The 16890-nt window shown below is 61.9% G+C and carries 14 protein-coding genes; 4 read left to right on the top strand and 10 right to left on the bottom strand.

Annotation, left to right across the window (positions count from 1 at the left end; genetic code table 11):
• Nucleotides 1–23: 23 nt before the first annotated feature.
• The gene (locus JQ597_RS17420) at nucleotides 24–716 is read left to right on the top strand and encodes a phosphorylase (protein WP_312010856.1); all 693 of its coding nucleotides are present in this window, start codon (nucleotides 24–26) and stop codon (nucleotides 714–716) included.
• Between the two features lie 230 nt (nucleotides 717–946).
• On the opposite strand, the gene hpnH is transcribed toward JQ597_RS17420, so the two are convergent.
• Together hpnH and ispH are read right to left on the bottom strand one after the other, a co-directional pair.
• Nucleotides 947–2107 (bottom strand): adenosyl-hopene transferase HpnH, encoded by a 1161-nt coding sequence (gene hpnH / locus JQ597_RS17415; protein ID WP_212265475.1) that lies wholly within the window; start codon nucleotides 2105–2107, stop codon nucleotides 947–949.
• Between the two features lie 46 nt (nucleotides 2108–2153).
• Nucleotides 2154–3080 (bottom strand): 4-hydroxy-3-methylbut-2-enyl diphosphate reductase, encoded by a 927-nt coding sequence (gene ispH / locus JQ597_RS17410; protein ID WP_212265474.1) that lies wholly within the window; start codon nucleotides 3078–3080, stop codon nucleotides 2154–2156.
• Nucleotides 3081–3525: 445 nt separating this feature from the next.
• Here ispH and hpnN point away from each other — a divergent pair, with 445 nt between their 5' ends.
• The gene (gene hpnN, locus JQ597_RS17405) at nucleotides 3526–6114 is read left to right on the top strand and encodes a hopanoid transporter HpnN (protein ID WP_212265473.1); all 2589 of its coding nucleotides are present in this window, start codon (nucleotides 3526–3528) and stop codon (nucleotides 6112–6114) included.
• Here the strand turns inward: hpnN and JQ597_RS17400 are convergent.
• The gene (locus JQ597_RS17400) at nucleotides 6082–6780 is read right to left on the bottom strand and encodes a DUF2147 domain-containing protein (protein WP_212265472.1); all 699 of its coding nucleotides are present in this window, start codon (nucleotides 6778–6780) and stop codon (nucleotides 6082–6084) included. The two genes, hpnN and JQ597_RS17400, sit on opposite strands and share 33 nt — an antisense overlap.
• Before the next feature lie 98 nt (nucleotides 6781–6878).
• Between JQ597_RS17400 and hpnO the strand changes: the two genes are divergently transcribed.
• The gene (gene hpnO / locus JQ597_RS17395; protein ID WP_212265471.1) at nucleotides 6879–8270 is read left to right on the top strand and encodes an aspartate aminotransferase family protein; all 1392 of its coding nucleotides are present in this window, start codon (nucleotides 6879–6881) and stop codon (nucleotides 8268–8270) included.
• A 157-nt stretch (nucleotides 8271–8427) separates the two neighbouring features.
• Nucleotides 8428–8832 carry a GFA family protein gene (locus tag JQ597_RS17390; protein ID WP_212265470.1) on the top strand — a complete coding sequence of 135 codons (405 nt, stop codon included), beginning with the start codon at nucleotides 8428–8430 and terminating at the stop codon, nucleotides 8830–8832.
• A gap of 31 nt (nucleotides 8833–8863) precedes the next feature.
• On the opposite strand, the gene JQ597_RS17385 is transcribed toward JQ597_RS17390, so the two are convergent.
• From JQ597_RS17385 to urtB, 7 genes are all read right to left on the bottom strand, one after another.
• Nucleotides 8864–9766 (bottom strand): alpha/beta fold hydrolase, encoded by a 903-nt coding sequence (locus tag JQ597_RS17385; protein WP_212265469.1) that lies wholly within the window; start codon nucleotides 9764–9766, stop codon nucleotides 8864–8866.
• Nucleotides 9763–11385, bottom strand: coding sequence for a GMC family oxidoreductase (locus tag JQ597_RS17380; RefSeq protein WP_212265468.1), 1623 nt, complete (start codon nucleotides 11383–11385; stop codon nucleotides 9763–9765). The genes JQ597_RS17385 and JQ597_RS17380 overlap by 4 nt, the downstream gene beginning before the upstream one ends.
• 165 nt (nucleotides 11386–11550) lie before the next feature.
• Complete coding sequence (locus tag JQ597_RS17375; protein ID WP_212265467.1) at nucleotides 11551–13290, bottom strand: nitrilase-related carbon-nitrogen hydrolase; 1740 nt, start codon at nucleotides 13288–13290, stop codon at nucleotides 11551–11553.
• Between the two features lie 49 nt (nucleotides 13291–13339).
• Nucleotides 13340–14035: an urea ABC transporter ATP-binding subunit UrtE gene (gene urtE / locus JQ597_RS17370; RefSeq protein WP_212265466.1), complete on the bottom strand. Its 696-nt coding sequence runs from the start codon at nucleotides 14033–14035 to the stop codon at nucleotides 13340–13342.
• Nucleotides 14035–14784, bottom strand: a complete 750-nt coding sequence (gene urtD / locus JQ597_RS17365) for an urea ABC transporter ATP-binding protein UrtD (RefSeq protein WP_212265465.1) — start codon at nucleotides 14782–14784, stop codon at nucleotides 14035–14037. Before urtD ends, urtE begins: the two co-directional genes overlap by 1 nt.
• 5 nt (nucleotides 14785–14789) lie before the next feature.
• A complete protein-coding gene (gene urtC / locus JQ597_RS17360) occupies nucleotides 14790–15944 on the bottom strand; it encodes an urea ABC transporter permease subunit UrtC (protein ID WP_212265464.1) in 1155 nt (384 codons plus the stop codon).
• A 3-nt stretch (nucleotides 15945–15947) separates the two neighbouring features.
• The gene (gene urtB / locus JQ597_RS17355) at nucleotides 15948–16841 is read right to left on the bottom strand and encodes an urea ABC transporter permease subunit UrtB (RefSeq protein ID WP_212265463.1); all 894 of its coding nucleotides are present in this window, start codon (nucleotides 16839–16841) and stop codon (nucleotides 15948–15950) included.
• Nucleotides 16842–16890 lie beyond the last annotated feature (49 nt).

Here is a 16890-nt window from a genome sequence, read left to right as displayed (position 1 = left end):
TCAATTCGGGTGATCTCAATCAAATTGATCCGCGACCGGTTTTGATCGTTACAGGCTTGGTACAAGAGGCCCGCATTGCGGCCGGTCCAGGCATGATCGTGATCTGCAGCAGTAGCGATCCGCAGCAATTGCGCGCGCTGCTCGCGACACTGGATTCATCGACATTCAGGGGTGTCATCTCCTTCGGCGTCGCTGGCGGGCTCGATCCGTCGCTGAAGTCGGGCGATGTCGTGGTCGCGACCGAGGTTCTGGCCGGCGATACCCGCTTTCTGGCCGGTCTGGCGCTCAACGAGGAAGTGATTGCCAGCGCCGCGCTGCGGCGGCGGCGCGTGATTCGCGGCGGTCTGGCCGGAGTGGAGCGGGTGATTGCGGCGACCGCCTGCAAGGCCGCGCTGCATTCGGAGACGGGGGCTGCGGCGGTCGACATGGAAAGCCATATCGCGGCGGCCTATGCGGCCAAGGCAGGCATTCCGTTCGCGGCGCTCCGCGTCATCTCCGATCCCGCCGGCCGTGCGCTGCCGGCTTTGGCCAAGAGCGCGATCAAGCCGAACGGCGATATCGACCTGCGCAAGGTGCTGCGCGGCGTCGCGCGCAATCCGAGAACGTTGCGCGCGCTGGTGTCCACGGGCATCGATTTCAATCGTGCGCTGCGTTCGCTGCGCGGCTGCCGCGGCTTCATCTCCGGCGGCGAGGGGCTGGCCGCGGCCAACGCCTGACGACCGCTGAAATAGAGCGTTTTCGAGCGAAGTGGATACCGGTTCGCGTGAAGAGCGTCAAAACAAGAGTCCAGAGCTTCGGTTCTGATTAAATCAGAACCGATAATGCTCTGGTCCGCTGCAACGAAAAATGCCGTCGCATGTGCGACGGCATTTTCGTTTGTGCTTCTTTGTTTTGAGTCTCGCCTTCAAGCAACGCGGGCAAGCCGCGTTGCGGTCTCGGCAAGGCTTCAGGCGGCCGTGGAGGCCTTTTGCTGCTGCTTGGCGGCTGCGGCAGACGCCTCGTCCTTGCGGATCTCCGACAGGCGCTTCTGCACTTCCGAGGAGAAGATGTACTGCGCCGGACGCTGCTTATCGAGGTTGATCTCGGGCGCCATCGGACCTGATGTCCGGACGCCGCGCAGCGCCACCCACATCGCCTTCAGCGGATTGACCAGCGCGGCATTGGCGGCGGTCGGCTCATAGCCGCAATGCGCCATGCAGTCGGCGCACTTCTCGTACTTGCCGGTGCCGTAGGTCTCCCAGTCGGTGGTCTCCATCAATTCCTTGAAGGTCTTGGTGTAGCCCTCGCCGAGCAGGTAGCAGGGCTTCTGCCAGCCGAAAATGTTGCGCGCCGGCATGCCCCACGGGGTGCATTCGTAGCTCTGGTTGCCCGCCAGGAAGTCGAGGAACAGGCCGGAATGCATGAAGTTCCACTTCTTGCCCTTGCCGAGGGCGAAGACGTCGCGGAACAGCTTCTTGGTCTTGGTGCGGTTGAGGAAGTGCTCCTGGTCCGGCGCACGCTCATAGGCGTAGCCCGGCGACATCGAAACACCGACACCGAGTTCGGTGGTGAAGTCGAGGAACTTGGCGATCTCTTCCGCCGCGTGCCCGTCGAAGATCGTGGCGTTGACGTTGACGGTAAAGCCGCGCGCCTTCGCAGCCTTGATCGCCGAAACCGCGCGGTCGAACACGCCCTTCTGCGACACCGCCTTGTCGTGGTGATCCTTCAGGCCGTCCAGATGCACCGAGAAGAACAAATAGGGCGAGGGCTCGAACAGATCGAGCTTCTTTTCCAGCAGCAACGCGTTGGTGCAGAGCGAGACGAACTTCTTGCGCGCCACGAGGCCGCGCACGATTTCGCCGATCTCCTTGTGGATCAGGGGCTCGCCGCCCGGGATCGCCACCATCGGTGCGCCGCATTCATCGGCCGCGTCCCAGCACTCCTGCGCCGACATGCGGCGATTGAGGATCGCATCGGGATAGTCGATCTTGCCGCAGCCGACGCAGGCGAGGTTGCAGCGAAACAACGGTTCGAGCATCAGCACCAGCGGATAGCGCTTCCGGCCAAGCAGCTTCTGCTTGATCAGATAGCCGCCGATACGCAACTCCTTGAAGAACGGTATTGCCATTACAGGATTTCTTTCTGGACCTTAGTCGTCGTAACTCGTGAATGGATCAGCCCGCAGTCAGTTCGGCTGGAAGCCGGAATTCGATATTTTCTTCCCTCCCAGGAAGCACCGACACCTTGACGGGTCCGATACGTCTCAAAGCCTCGATCACGTCGTCGACCAAAACTTCGGGCGCCGAGGCGCCCGCCGTGATGCCGACGGCCTTCGCATCCTTAAGCCAATCAGGGTTCAACTCGCTGCCATCGGCAATGAGATAACTCGCGACCCCGACCTCGGTGCCGATTTCGCGAAGCCTGTTTGAGTTGGAACTATTGGCGGCCCCCACCACCAAAATGACGTCAACCAGTTTGCTCAGGTCCCTTACCGCAGATTGGCGGTTCTGTGTCGCATAGCAGATATCCCGGATGTCGGGGCCTTGAATATCTGTAAAACGGGCCTGAAGGGCCGCAATTATGTCCTTTGTGTCGTCAACGCTGAGGGTCGTCTGGGTAATATAGGCCACCGGGGTGTCGATTGGGAGGGTCAGGGAGGCCACGTCATCGACGTTCTGGACCAAAAGGACCGTTCCGGGAACCTGACCCATGGTTCCCTCGACCTCGGGGTGGCCGGCATGGCCGATCAGAATCAGGGCCCGGCCCTTCGACATATACCGTTTGCCCTGATTGTGGACCTTGGTGACGAGGGGGCAGGTGGCATTGAGGACGGGCAGGCCGCGGGCGGCCGCCTCTTCCTCGACGCTGCGGGCCACGCCATGGGCGCTGAACACGGTAACGGCGAGCGGGGGAACTTCCGACAGGTCTTCAACGAAGATCGCGCCCTTGTTCTTCAGGCTTTCGACCACGTACTTGTTATGCACGATCTCGTGACGGACATAGACCGGCGGGCCGTATTTCTGCAGCGCACGCTCGACGATCTCGATGGCACGCACGACGCCCGCGCAAAATCCGCGGGGCTGCGCAAGATATACTTCCATGGGACGCTCATTACGCAAGTTGCACCAAATTCATTCAAATGCCTTCGTGCAGTCAGTCCTGCCGGGCTCGGCCGAACAAACTGCAATAACCGCACCACCGTTCCGGGGGTAATCCACCCAAGCACATGGAAGCACAGGGCTTTGTGTCAAAAAATTAGCGTCTAGAAAAGCCGGAACGCAAAAGGCCGTGTTCGGCTTGAGGTCGATTGAGGTATCTTAATACCCGAATTCTGTCCGATTCCTCACCGTTTCGTCACTTTCTCGCCCGCACTGGGCGTCTATATGGGGTTTCTCAATGCCATTTCGGCCGTTTTGCCTTCTCTACGCGGGGCCTCTCTGACAGTAACCACAACAATAGATCGCCCGATGTAGATCGCCCCCCGGAACTCCGCTAGACAGCGGACGTTTTCGGCAAGCTCCCTATTAAGACTTAGAAAGAAATGATGTGCTGACCAGCCTGGTTGTCTCAATTGTTAGAACGTGCACGCGGTTTGCCACCCTCATCGTCGTCTTTTCGCTGCTCCTCGCGATTGGCGCGGGCTTCTATGCGGCTCGCAATTTCTCCATCAATACCGACATCAACACGCTGATTTCGCCCGACCTGGACTGGCGCAAGCGCGACAACCAGTTTGAGAAGGCGTTCGATCGCGAAAAGCTGATTTTGGCCGTCGTCGAGGGCCCGACCCCCGAGCTCACCAGTGCCGCCGGCAAGGCGCTGGCCGATAAGCTTGCGGGCGACACCAAGAATTTCGAATCGGTGCAGCCGCTCGGTTCAGGCGAGTTCTTCGAGAAGAACGGGCTGTTGTTCCTGCCCGTGGAGGAGGTCGGCAAGGTCGCCGGGCAGCTCGAAGCCGCCGCCCCGCTGATCGAAATCATGGCCGGCGATCCGTCGATCCGCGGTTTGACCGGCGCGCTGGAAACCGGTCTTGCCGGCGTCAAGCGCGGCCAGGTCAAGCTCGACAATGCGGAACGGCCCTTCAACCTGATCTCGCAGACCGTCGAGAACATCCTGGGCAAGGGAACGGCGACGTTCTCGTGGCGCGAACTTGTCAGCGACAAGCCGCTCGCCGATTCCGACAAGCGCGCCTTCATCGAATTCAAGCCGAAGGTCGACTACAACGCGCTCGAGCCCGGCAAGGAAGCCACCGACGCGATCCGGCAGGCGGCCAAGGAGTTGAATTTCGCGGGCGAGTATGGCGCGCGCGTGCGGCTGACCGGACCGGTTCCGATCGCCAATGAGGAATACGCCACCGTCCAGGATGGCGCGATCGTCAACGGCATCGGCACCGTCGTGATCGTGCTCGTGATTCTCTGGATGGCGCTGCATTCAGGCAAGATCATCTTCGCCGTGTTCGTGAACCTGTTCGTCGGCCTTGCGATCACCACCGCGGTCGGCCTGATGATGGTGGGTTCGCTCAATCTGCTGTCGGTCGCGTTCGCAGTGCTGTTTGTCGGCCTCGGCGTGGATTTCGGCATCCAGTTCAGTGTCCGCTACCGTTCGGAGCGCTTCAAGAACGATGACCTGGTGCTCGCGCTGGAGAGCGCGGCCCGCCGCTCGGCGGTCCCGCTGTCGCTCGCGGCGATGGCGACCGCCGCCGGTTTCCTGTGCTTCCTGCCGACCGATTACAAGGGCATTTCCGAACTCGGCAAGATCGCCGGTGCCGGCATGCTGGTGGCGTTCATCACCAGCATCACGACGTTGCCGGCGATGCTGACGCTGCTCAACCCGCCCGGCGAAAGCGAGCCGGTTGGCTATGCCTTCCTGGCGCCGGTCGATGACTTTCTCGAGCGGCATCGCGTCATCATCATCACCGGCACGATATTGGTCGCGCTGGCCGGTCTGCCGCTGCTCTATTTCATGAAGTTCGACTTCAATCCGATCAATCTGCGCAACTCGCAGGTGGAGTCGATCGCGACCTTCCTCGATCTGCGCAAGGATCCGAACACCGGCGCCAACGCCATCAACGTGATGACGAATTCGGACGCCGACGCCAAGAAGATCGAGGCGAAGCTGGAGAAGGTGCCGGAAGTGCTTCGCGTGATGTCGCTCGACAGTTTCGTGCCGGAGGATCAGCCGGCCAAGCTGAAGCTGATCGCGCAGGCCGCCAAGGTGGTAGGCCCCGCGCTCAATCCGGATTCCGTCGATGCGGCGCCGACCGATGCCGAGAACGTCGAGGCGCTCAAGAGCTCGGTCGACAACCTGCGCAAGACCGCCGGCGACGGCAAAGGCCCGGGCGCGACCGCGGCACGGCGGCTGGCGGATGCGCTGGCGAAGCTGGCCGAATCAACCCAAGCGGTTCGCGACAAGGCGCAGAGTGTTTTCGTCATCCCCCTCAAGATAACCTTCGACCAGCTCAAGAACACGATGCAGGCCCAGCCGGTCACGTTGAAGACCTTGCCGCCCGAACTCGTGAGCAGCTGGAAGACCAAGGAAGGCCTGATGCGCGTCGAGGCGCTGCCGAAGGGCGATCCGAACGACAATGAAGTTCTGCGCAAGTTTGCCGATGCGGTTCTCGCCGCCGAGCCGACTGCGATCGGCGGACCGGTCTCGATTCTCAAATCCGGCGATACCGTCGTCAAGGCATTCATCCATGCCGGTATCTGGGCGCTGATCGTGATCAGCCTGCTGCTCTGGCTGGCGTTGCGGCGGGTCACCGACGTGTTGCTGACGCTGGTGCCGCTGCTGGTGGCCGGCGCCGTGACGATGGAGATATGCGTGCTGATCGGGCTGCCGCTCAACTTCGCCAACATCGTCGCGTGGCCGCTGATGCTCGGCATCGGCGTCGCCTTCAAGATCTATTATGTGACGGCATGGCGCTCGGGCAGAACGAACCTGCTGCAGACCAGTCTGACGCGCGCCATCTTTTTCAGCGCGCTCACGACCGCCACGGCTTTCGGAAGCCTGTGGCTATCAAGTCATCCCGGCACCGCCAGCATGGGTAAATTGCTGGCGCTGTCGCTCATCACCACGCTGGCGGCGGTGCTGCTGTTTCAGCCTGCGCTAATGGGCAAACCGCGCGATATCGGGGAGTAGGCAGATATCGCCGACGGGATCGGCGGCCGCCTGTTTCTGGCCGGCGACGGGCTTTTGGCCCGGCGCCGGGCTCACCGCACCGGTGGTCTTCGGCGCGGCGGTTGCCGCCGGCGAGCCGGGCGCGGGCGTCAGACCCGGTGCCGTCGCCGAGGCGCCAGCCTTCGGTGCTGCAGCTGCCGGATTTTTCGGCGCGGCGCCCTTGGCCATGCTGTTGCTCGGGCTTGAGGGAATCGGCGGCCCGACGCGGGTCCAGGTCTCGCCGCCGCACAGGAAGCCGAGCACGCAGCCTTGAATCTCCAACTGGTCGGTTCCGACCGGCTTGATGGTCGAGCTGTAAGACTGTCCGTCCTTGGCGTTGTAGACTTGGCCTTCCCAGGCATCGACGCCGGGTTTCTTCTTCATGTTGATCAGGATCGGCATGCCCAGTGTAGGTCTGCTCTGCTTTGAGGCATCCGGATTATTCGTATCGCGGCCACCCGGCGTCTTCTCCCAGGCGACGGCACCCCACATGTTGCCGTTACATTGTGCTACGCGAATGTTGGCGACGCCGTCGGCCACTTTCCAATCGCCTGTGGGGTCGGCGGCCAGTGTGGAAGTAACACCTGTGGCAAAAAAGAATCCGGAAAAAACTATTCTGCGCGCGACAGTTCTTGGGCAGTGCAACATGGTTCAAACCTGCTTATGTAGATTATCCGAGAGGGGTCAAAACGCCGCATTGGGCGTTTTCAGTTGACGAAATGGCCATCAAGCGACGTATGTAGCGAATGCTAAGTTCAAATCTAGACGTTTCCGAGATGTTTGTGGAGCGCCAGGCGCAGCGCAGTTCCATGCATTCGCGCCATTTGAACGAGCAGCTCGTCCGCGTGCTCAAGACGATTGGCTATGATGTCGGCTTTCAGAAGGGTCAAGGTCAATACCTGTTCGATCGTGACGGGGCCCGTTATCTCGACCTACTGAGCGGATTTGGCGTTTTTGCGATTGGCCGCAACCATCCGGCGTTGCGCCATGCGTTGAAAAGCGTGCTCGACGCCGATTTTCCGAATCTGGTGCAGCTCGACGTCTCGACGCTGGCCGGAGTGCTGGCGGAACGTTTGTTCGAACATGTGCCATATCTGGACAAGGTGTTTTTCGCCAATTCCGGCGCCGAAACCGTCGAAGCCGCGATCAAATTCGCTCGTGGCGCCACCGGGCGGCCCGGCATCGTCTCCTGTTCGCACTCCTTTCATGGATTGTCCTACGGCGCCTTGTCGCTGATGGATGATTCGAACTTCCGCAGTGGCTTCGAGCCGCTGTTGCCGGGATGCACCCAGATCCCGTTCAACGATCTCGCCGCCCTCGAACAGGCGCTGTCGTCGCGTCAGGTCGCCGCTTTCATCGTCGAGCCGATCCAGGGCAAGGGCGTCAACCTGCCCACCGACGAGTTTCTGCCGGGCGCTCTTGCGCTATGCCGCAAATACGGCACGCTGTTCATTGCCGATGAAATCCAGACCGGGATCGGCCGCACAGGCAAGTTCTTGGCGGTCGAGCACTGGAACGTCGAACCCGACATGGTGCTGCTGGCAAAAGCGCTGTCCGGCGGACATGTGCCGGTCGGCGCGCTGCTGACGCGCAAGAGCATCTTCGACAAGATCTTCAATCAAATGGACCGCGCGGTCGTGCACGGCTCGACCTTTGCAAAGAACGATCTGGCGATGGCGGCCGGGATCGCCACGCTCGAGGTGATGAAGGCGGAAAAGCTGGTCGAGCAGGCCGCCAAGCGCGGTGCCGAGCTTCGGCTGGCGCTGACGCGCATGGTGCCCGGCTACGAATTGCTGAAGGAAGTGCGCGGCAAGGGATTGATGATCGGCGTCGAATTCGGTCCGCCGAAATCGCTGCGGCTGAAAGCATCTTGGAACGTGCTCGAGACCGCCAACAAGGGCCTGTTCTGCCAGCTCATCACGGTGCCGCTGTTCAAGGATCACAAGATCCTGACCCAGGTTTCCGGCCATGGCAGCCACACCATCAAGCTGCTGCCGCCGCTGGTCATTACGGAAGAAGACTGCAGCTGGATCGAAAAGGCGTTCGACACTGTCATCGCCTCCAGCCACAAGGTGCCCGGCGCGATCTGGTCGCTCGGCAAGACCCTGGTCGACAACGCTGTGCGGAAGTCGGCGTAACGCCGACACGCAACACCAAAGCGCAACACACAGTCGCCATCTGGGCAAGCGGAAGTTCGCTTTTGAATTCCGCGCGGCGTACATGCGTTTATGCCGCAGTTTTCGGCTGATCCGCGCCATAGTATTCTCATCCCGACAAATCATGTGGAGGAGACTGATGCGCATTACCGGCGGCTGTCATTGCGGCGCGATCCGTTACCAGGTGGACGGCGACCTGATCGTTCATGCGTTGTGTCATTGCGCGGATTGCCGGCGGCACGCCGGCGCACCGATGGTAGGCTGGGCGATGTACGCCGAAGACGCAGTCAAGGTGACGCAGGGCGAGCCGAAGGTCTACGCGTCTTCCGAACACGGCCGGCGGCAGTTTTGCGCCAATTGCGGAACCGGCCTGTTCTACACCAATGCGAACATGCTGCCCGGGATCATCGACGTGCAAAGCGGCACCTATGACGATCCCGATGCCGTTCCGGTCATGGTGCACGTCCAGGTCGCCGAGCGGGTCAGCTGGATGGAGCGCGCGCACGAATTGCCGTTATTCGACCGCTACCCGCCGCAGACATAGAAGCGGGCAAGCGACAGGTTGCGATTGTCCGTTACCCGGCTTGTGCTTCGAACGCTGACAACGCCTGGAGCACGAGTTGGGGCGCTTCCTGCGCTACGCTGTGACCGGCGCCTTCGAACGTCCATTGGCTCGCGGCGGGAAGCAGGGCCACGGCGCGTGACGCCATCTCCCTGTAGATGGACCAGGATTGCTCGGTGACGGCCACCCGCACCGGACATTCGATCTCGGACAGCCACCCGAACGGATTGCCGCGCGCGTCGCCCGCGTAAACCTGCTCCATCGCCTCCAGGATCGGAAGCAGCACGGCTGACTCAATCTCGGGTGTGCAAAGCAGCCGCACCCGGCCATCGTCTTGCTGCGCGAAGCCGTGCCGGATGTAAGCCCGCAGCGAATTCTCCGTCCATTTTGCAAAGGCCGGCGCGGCGCGATAGCGCGCGAACGCGGCGTCCGCGCTCTCGAACTCGGCCTGTCGGCGCAGCGCGCCCTGCACCGCGCTTTTGCCGAAATCGCTCAAGCCATCAGGTCGAGCCGCCCGCGGATCCATCACCGTCGGCTCCATCACAAACAATCGTGCGAAGCGCGCAGGCATCAGTTTCGCCGCCAATAACAGATCGGTCGCGCCCGCACTGTGTCCGATGCCGTAGATATCGGTCAGATCGAGCGCCTCGATCACCCGGCACACATCCTCAGCAAAATCCTGGAAGTGATAGCGGTTGGCCTCAGGCTTGTGGCTGTCGCCATGACCGCGACGGTCGAGCGCATAGACCGTATAATCCTGTGCGAGTTCGCGGGCGACGTCGTCCCAGACCTCGGCGACAAAGCCGGTGCCGTGCAATAGAAGCGCGGGCGGCCTGCCTCGATCCTCCGCACCCCATCGCGCCAGCGCGATGCGCGACTCAATATCGCCGATCGAAATCCGAGCCGGGCCCGTCAAGCGCGCGCATCCTCCAAAATCATTGTCGCGCCCTTTTCCGCAATCATCGCCGTCGGCGTGTTCGTGTTGCCTGACGTGATCGTCGGCATCACCGAGGCGTCGGCGACGCGCAAGGCGGCAATGCCGTGAAAGCGCAGGCGCTCGTCGACGACGGAAGTGGCATCGGAAGCCGATCCCATCTTCGCGGTGCCGACGGGGTGAAAGATCGTGGTGCCGATATCGCCCGCGGCCTTTGCCAGCGCCGCATCGTCGTCGCCGACGCTGGGACCGGGCAAATATTCTTCGGGGCGAAATCGCGCCAGCGCCTGCTGCTTCATCAGTCGGCGCGTGGTGCGGATGGCGTCGGCGGCGACCTGCCGGTCTTCATCGGTCGACAGATAATTCGGCGCGATTGAGGGCGCCTGACTTGCCTCGGCGGAGCGCACGCGTACGGTGCCGCGCGAGGTCGGCCGCAGATTGCAAGCGCTGACCGTGATGGCGGGGAAACGGTGCAGGGGATCGCCGAATTTATCGAGCGACAGCGGCTGCACGTGAAACTGGATGTTGGCGCGCTCGCGATGCGGATCGGAGCGCGTGAAGATGCCGAGCTGCGACGGCGCCATGGTCAGCGGACCGCGGCGGCGGAACGCGTAGTCGAGCCCCATCAGGCCGCGCCGGAACAGATTGTAATAGGTCTCGTTCAGGGTGCGCACGCCCTCGACCTTGTAGATCGCGCGCTGCTGCAGATGGTCCTGCAGATTGCGGCCCACACCTTGCCGGTCGAGCGTGACGTCGATGCCAAGCGGCGAGAGCCAGTCGGCCGGGCCAATGCCGGAACGGTGCAGCACCTGCGTCGATCCGATGGAGCCTGCGCAGAGAATGACTTCGCCCTTGGTGCGGGCTTCGACGATCTCGTTCCCCTGATAGAAACGCACGCCGTCGGCGCGGCCGTTCTCGACAATCAGCCGGTCCACCAGCACGTGCTTTTCCAGCCGCAAATTCTGGCGGTTCAACACGGGTTTCAGAAAGCCCCGCGCCGAAGACCAGCGGCGGCCGCGCTTCTGGTTGACGTGGAAATAGCTGATGCCTTCATTGTCGCCGGTGTTGAAATCGGCGATGCGGCGGATGCCCATCTGCGCGGCGGCGTCGCCGACCGCATCTAACACTGCCCAGGACAGCCGGGGCGCTTCGATGCGCCAGCCGCCGCCCGCGCCATGATGTTCGCTCTTGCCGAGGAAATGATCCTCGAGCGCCAAGAAGTGCGGCAGCACGTCGTCATAGCCCCAGCCGGTGAGGCCGAGCTGGCGCCAGTGGTCGTAATCGGCGGCCTGGCCCCGCATCGAGATCATGGCGTTGATCGCCGACGAGCCGCCGATCACCTTGCCGCGGGGATAGGCCAGCGCGCGGCCGTTGAGGCCTGGCTCCGGCTCGGTCTTGAACATCCAGTCGGAGCGGGGATTGCCGATCGCGAAGAGGTAGCCGACCGGGATGTGGAACCAGATCCAGTTGTCGTTGCCGCCGGCTTCCAGGATCAGCACGCGGTTTTTGGGATCGGCCGACAGCCGGTTGGCCATGATGCAGCCGGCCGTGCCTGCGCCGACGACGATATAGTCGAAATCACCTTCAAGCCGCTTCATCATTGTTACCGCGCGACCCCTGAGGCATACGATGCCGGGGTCGAATTCGATCTGCAGGATTGGCCGCGCGTCACGTCCAGTGAACGGCGGTACCGTCGCGGACGATCAATAAACGAATCCCGGCAAAAGCGAACCCTTTCGTTTCCGCAGCGGGCGATTTCCGCCGCCCTATTGATGCCATTTCACCAAAGCGGGGTAATGGTGCGGCAGGCGCATCATCACAAGATCCTTTCTGCGAACGATGTTCGTCGGGTAGGGCGTATCGAGGTTCGTCGTATCGACGCTTGCCGCTGCAAATCCCTCATCGTCGAGGATGGCAGACTCCTGGCGTGGAAATGCAAACGCATCCGGGCCGAATACCGCGCTTTTTCCCAGGTAACCGCGATCAGGATCGTAGACGTTCGCAAATGCAAAATAGACGTTGCTTTCGCCGCCGCGCACGCGAAAGGCGTGCCAATGGTGGGGATCGGCGCCAGTCGGGATCGGGTAGTTGTGGCGTATGCTGGTCCCCTCGTGAGCTCCGGTAAATTGGCCGGCAATGGCGGCCGGGCAAGCGACGAGGTCGCAGCCGAGCAGCGACAGCGAACGCACCGCCTCGGGGAAGAGGGCATCGTGCCCGATCAGCAGGCCGACCCTTCCGATTGGAAGGTCGAACACTTTCCAGTCCGAGCCGGCGCTGGCCCAGATCTTGTCGCGCGCGTTCAGATGAATCTTGCGGTAGCTGCCGACCAGCCCTTCGGGGCCGGCCAGAACGGCGGTGTTGAATAGCCCTTCAGCGGCCCGCTCCGCGAAACCGGCGATAATGTGTACCCGCAACCGTGCCGCCAGGCGGACAAGACGCGTGACCGCCTGATCCTTGATGTCAAGCGCGCGGTCACCGGGAGCGCCGATCCCGGTCATCGACAGTTCGGGGAATACAATGAGGTCAGGCTTTTCCTCGCTGACGGCCTCCTTGGCCAAGACCTCAATGCGCGCGAGATTCTGCTCGACGTCGTCGGTTGGCGTAAATTGCACGACCGCGGCCCGCGATAGTTGCCCGGGAGGCAGCGGCTGGTAGCCATAGAGCTTGAAGAAGTCGCGCGGATTCCAGGTGAAGCTGTTCGTCATCAGGTTGGCATAAAGCTCGGGACGACGGTCCTCGAAGATCGGCTCCGACAACACCTCCCGCCGGCGCGCCCTGGCGAGATCGATCTCGCCATTCACGATACCGTCACCGCTATCCAGCACCGCCTGAACATTGCCGTCCGGTTCGATGATGCAGCTTCCACCGCTGAACTGCACCGTGCGCTCGAGGCCCCAGCGGTTGCTCTCGATGACGTAGCAGCCATTTTCGAACGCGCGGTTGATCCAGTACGGCGCCGGCGCCCGTTCCTGCAACCAGTTGCTGATGTGGCAAATCACATCTGCCCCAGCCAGTGCTTCCAGCCGCGCGGTCTCGAAGAAATGCAGGTCCATGCAGACCAGTAGCGCAATGCGTCCGATCTCGGTCTCGAACACGATATGGGCGATGTCTCCCGACGCGGCCCATTTCGGTTCGGAAATATAGGGATGCGACTTGCGGTGCTTGCCGACAACGCCGGACGGCCCGATCAGGACTGCCGTGTTGTAGTAGAGGTCCGTGGAGGCGTCGACCTCGGGCATGCCAACGACGATGTAGCAGCCGAATTGCTTTGCAAGCGAATGAAATACGTCGGTGGTCGGACCGGGTACGGTTTCCACGAAAGGCTTCACTTCCGCCCTGTCATACCAGCAATAGCCGGTGGTGCCCATTTCGGGGGTGACGATCAGGCGCGCGCCTGCCGTCGCAGCTTCGCTCGTCATCTCCAGCAAGCGCTGGATGTTGCGCTCCTTTTCAAACATCGTCGGCTCGAACTGGATGGATGCCGCCTTGAAACGCTCTGATGCCATTGCCTTACCTCTGCCACGCCGCCACGGCGGATACCGAAAGTTCCAGGATTCAAATCGCCATTCTCAGGTGCACAAGCTCTTCCGTGAGCTGCGATACCGGGCCCTCAGCCACCACGCGTCCCTTTTCCATCATCGCGAACTGGTGCGACGCGCGGCGGACAAATTCGATGTTCTGTTCCACCAGCACGATGGTGAGGCCGATCTCGCGATTGAGGCGAATAATCGTCTGCTCGATTTCCTCGACGATCGACGGCTGGATTCCCTCATTGGGCTCGTCAAGCAGCAGCACATCCGGTTCCGAGGCGAGGGCCCGGGCGATGGCCAGTTGCTGCTGCTGTCCGCCGGACAGCACGCCGCCCAGCCGGTCCATGTTCTGCAGCAGATACGGAAACAGCTCGCCGACCAGCGGGGGAATGATGCGTCTGCCGTCGGTTCTGGCGAAGGTTCCGAGCAGGATGTTTTCGCGGATGGTGAAGTCCGGAATGATTTCGCGGCCCTGCGGCACATAGGCGAGGCCGGCGCGGGCGCGGCGGAAGGTCGGCTCACAGGTGATGTTCGTTCCGTCCAGTTCGATCTTTCCCGCGGTCTTGTCGGTCATGCCCATCAGGGTTTTCAGCAGCGTCGTTTTGCCAACGCCGTTGCGGCCGAGCACCGTGGTGATCCGCCCCTTGTCGAAGCTGAGCGTGACGTCATGCAGAACGTGGCTGCGTCCGTAGAAGCTGTGAATGTTCGACAGGCTCAGCATCAGGAGATACTCCGCGAACCCAAATACGCCCGCCTGACGGCCTCATTGGTTTCAATCGATGCAATGTCGCCTTCTGCCAGCACCTCGCCGAGATGCAGCACGGTGATGCGTTCGGCGATCTCGCGCACGAACGCCATGTCGTGTTCGACGACGAGCAGGGTGTGCCGCCCCCGCATGCTGTTGATGATGGTTGCGGTCTTTTTGGTTTCGGCCGCCGTCATGCCCGCAGTCGGTTCATCGAGCAGGATGATTTTCGGGTCCTGCAGCATCAGCAGGCCGAGCTCGAGCCATTGGGTTTGGCCGTGGCTCAGATAAGCGGCGGTCACGTCGGCCTTGTCCCGGAGATCGACAATGTCGAGCACCTCTTCGATCCTTGCGAGCGCATGCCTGGAAAAGCCGAATCCGAGGTTCGCGAACACCGAGGGATTGCGGCAGCTGGCGACCTCGAAATTCTGGCGGACGGTCAGTTCGCGGAACACGCTGGGAATCTGGAATTTCCTGCCGATTCCGGCCCGGGCAATCCGGTGCTCCTGCCAGTTCGTGATTTCGGTGTCGTAAAGGTGGATGTGTCCGCTGGTGCTGTGCGTGCGGCCGGAAATCAGATCCATCAGCGTTGTCTTGCCGGCGCCGTTGGCGCCGAGCAGTACGCGCAATTCTCCCTCAGCAATCGTCATGGTGACGTTGTTGACGGCTTTGACACTGCCGAAGCTGACTTCAAGCCCGTCGATCGTGAGCGCGGTGGCTGCCATGGCGCTCACCCGCGCTCTGCAAGGGCGTCGCGGCTTTCCGCCACCAGCCCTTCATCGGAGGCCGCCTCCGCGGCAGGCGCCCGCCAGCGGTCGATAAGATCGTGCGCAAACCCGCCAAGGCCCCGCGGCAGGTACAGCACCACGAGGACGAAGATCAGCCCGACCACGGCTTTCCACACTTCCACCAAAGCCTTGGTCTCGCTGACCTTGGCCTCGATCATGTTGATGAGGATGGCGCCAACGCAGGCGCCGAGAATCGAGGATCGTCCGCCGACCGCAGCCCACACCACCATCGTGATCGAAAACGACAGGTCCATGAATGTGGGAGAGGCGAACTCCGACACCATCACGTAGAGCATTCCCGCGAAGCCGCAGATCGCCGCCGACACCACGAAAAAGAAAATCTGGTAGCTCGGAACGTCCAGCCCGAGATAGCGCGCGCGGGTCTCGTCATCCCGCGTCGCCTGAAGGATGAGGCCGGCCCGCGTGCTCACCAGCAGACGCGCACCGACGAGAACCAGCGACAGTGCGATGGCAACCAGATAGTACGTCGCACGGCTGTAGGGGTCGAACTGAAACGCCCCGATCGTCAGCCAGGCGAGGTCGGTCAGCCCGTTGAAGCCGTTGGTCAGCGGCTGCGCATCGATGACCAGCAGGCGCACCAGCAACACCAGTGCCAGTGTGATGATCGAAACGAAGACGCCGGAAATCCTGTTACGGAACACGATCAGTCCGGTAATGGTGGCAATCGCCACCGGCAACACGATGCCCATGGCAACGCCAAACCATTGGCTTTGAAACGGAAGCCATATGAAAGAGCCCTTGTTGATGCAGCATAGTTGCGTCAGCGCGCCGGGCTCGGCGTTCCACAGCATGAAGTCGGGGACCGGCGTGTCGGATCCCTGTTGCAGACTGGTCGGACTGGCAAGCTTCAGCGACATCGCCAGCATGTAGGCGCCGGCGCCAAAAAACAGTCCCTGACCCAGATTGAGGATGCCGGCGTATCCCCAGGACAGCGCGACGGCGACGCCGAGCATGCCGAACACCAGGTACTTTGCGATCCTGTTCAGCCAGAACTCGTCCAGCATCAGCGGCGCCAGCAGAATGGCGGCGACGAAGAGCCCGTAGAGCAGAAAATCGTATCTTTGCCTCGATGCCATGACTCAACGACCCCTGAACGAGAAAAGGCCCTTGGGCTTCACGACAATGATGAGAATGACGACGCCGAATATGACGGCACGGGCGATCGTGTCGTTCTTGAGCGCGGCCACCACGCTGTTGATCTCGCCGAGCAGTCCGGCTGACAGCACCGATCCCAGCAGGCTTCCGACACCGCCGACCACGACGACCAGGAAGCCATCGACCACCATGGGCGTGCCCATGTCGGGGAATACCGTCTTGAAACCCGACATCATGACGCCGGCTATTCCGGCGAGGCCCGAGCCGAAGGCGAAGGTGAGGGCATTGACGCGCGCGACGTCGACGCCGCAGGCCGCCGCCATTTTCGGGTTCCGGATGATGGAGCGGACCTGCATTCCGATCGAGGTCCGCTGCAACAAAAACCAGGTCACGGCCGCAAGGGCGGCGGTGACGACAATGATGAAGGCGCGATAGGTGTTGATTTCCACACCAGCCAAATGAAACGTGCCCTGCAGGACTGCCGGCACCGGCACGTTCTGAAGACCGGGCCCCAGGCCCTCGACGTGAATGCCGAAGAACGACAGGCCGAATTCAAGCCTGATCGCCTGCTGTATCAGGATGGCGACGCCCCATGTGGCCAGCAACGTATCCAGCAGCCTGCCATAGAGCCGGCGGACGATGACGCGCTCGATGACCAGGCCGACGATCGCGGTAACGACGAAGGCGATCGGAATTGCCATCACGATGTTGGCGTCCAGCCAGATGCGCGACAGCACGGCGGTGTAGGCGCCGAGCATCACCATCTCGCCATGGGCCATGTTGATGACCCCCATTGCGCCATAGGTGATCGCAAGTCCGAGCGCCACCAGCAGCAGGATCGAGCTCAGGCTCAGGCCGATAAACATCGTGTCGATCATGTCGTGTCTACTTTCGAAGGAGCCGGACCGTGCACCGAACATCTTCCAG

Origin of the sequence: Bradyrhizobium sp. AUGA SZCCT0177 (genome assembly GCF_018130125.1) — a bacterium.
Lineage (GTDB): Bacteria > Pseudomonadota > Alphaproteobacteria > Rhizobiales > Xanthobacteraceae > Bradyrhizobium.
Note: the sequence above shows the minus strand (reverse complement) of the source record. Positions and strands in the feature narration are given on the sequence as shown.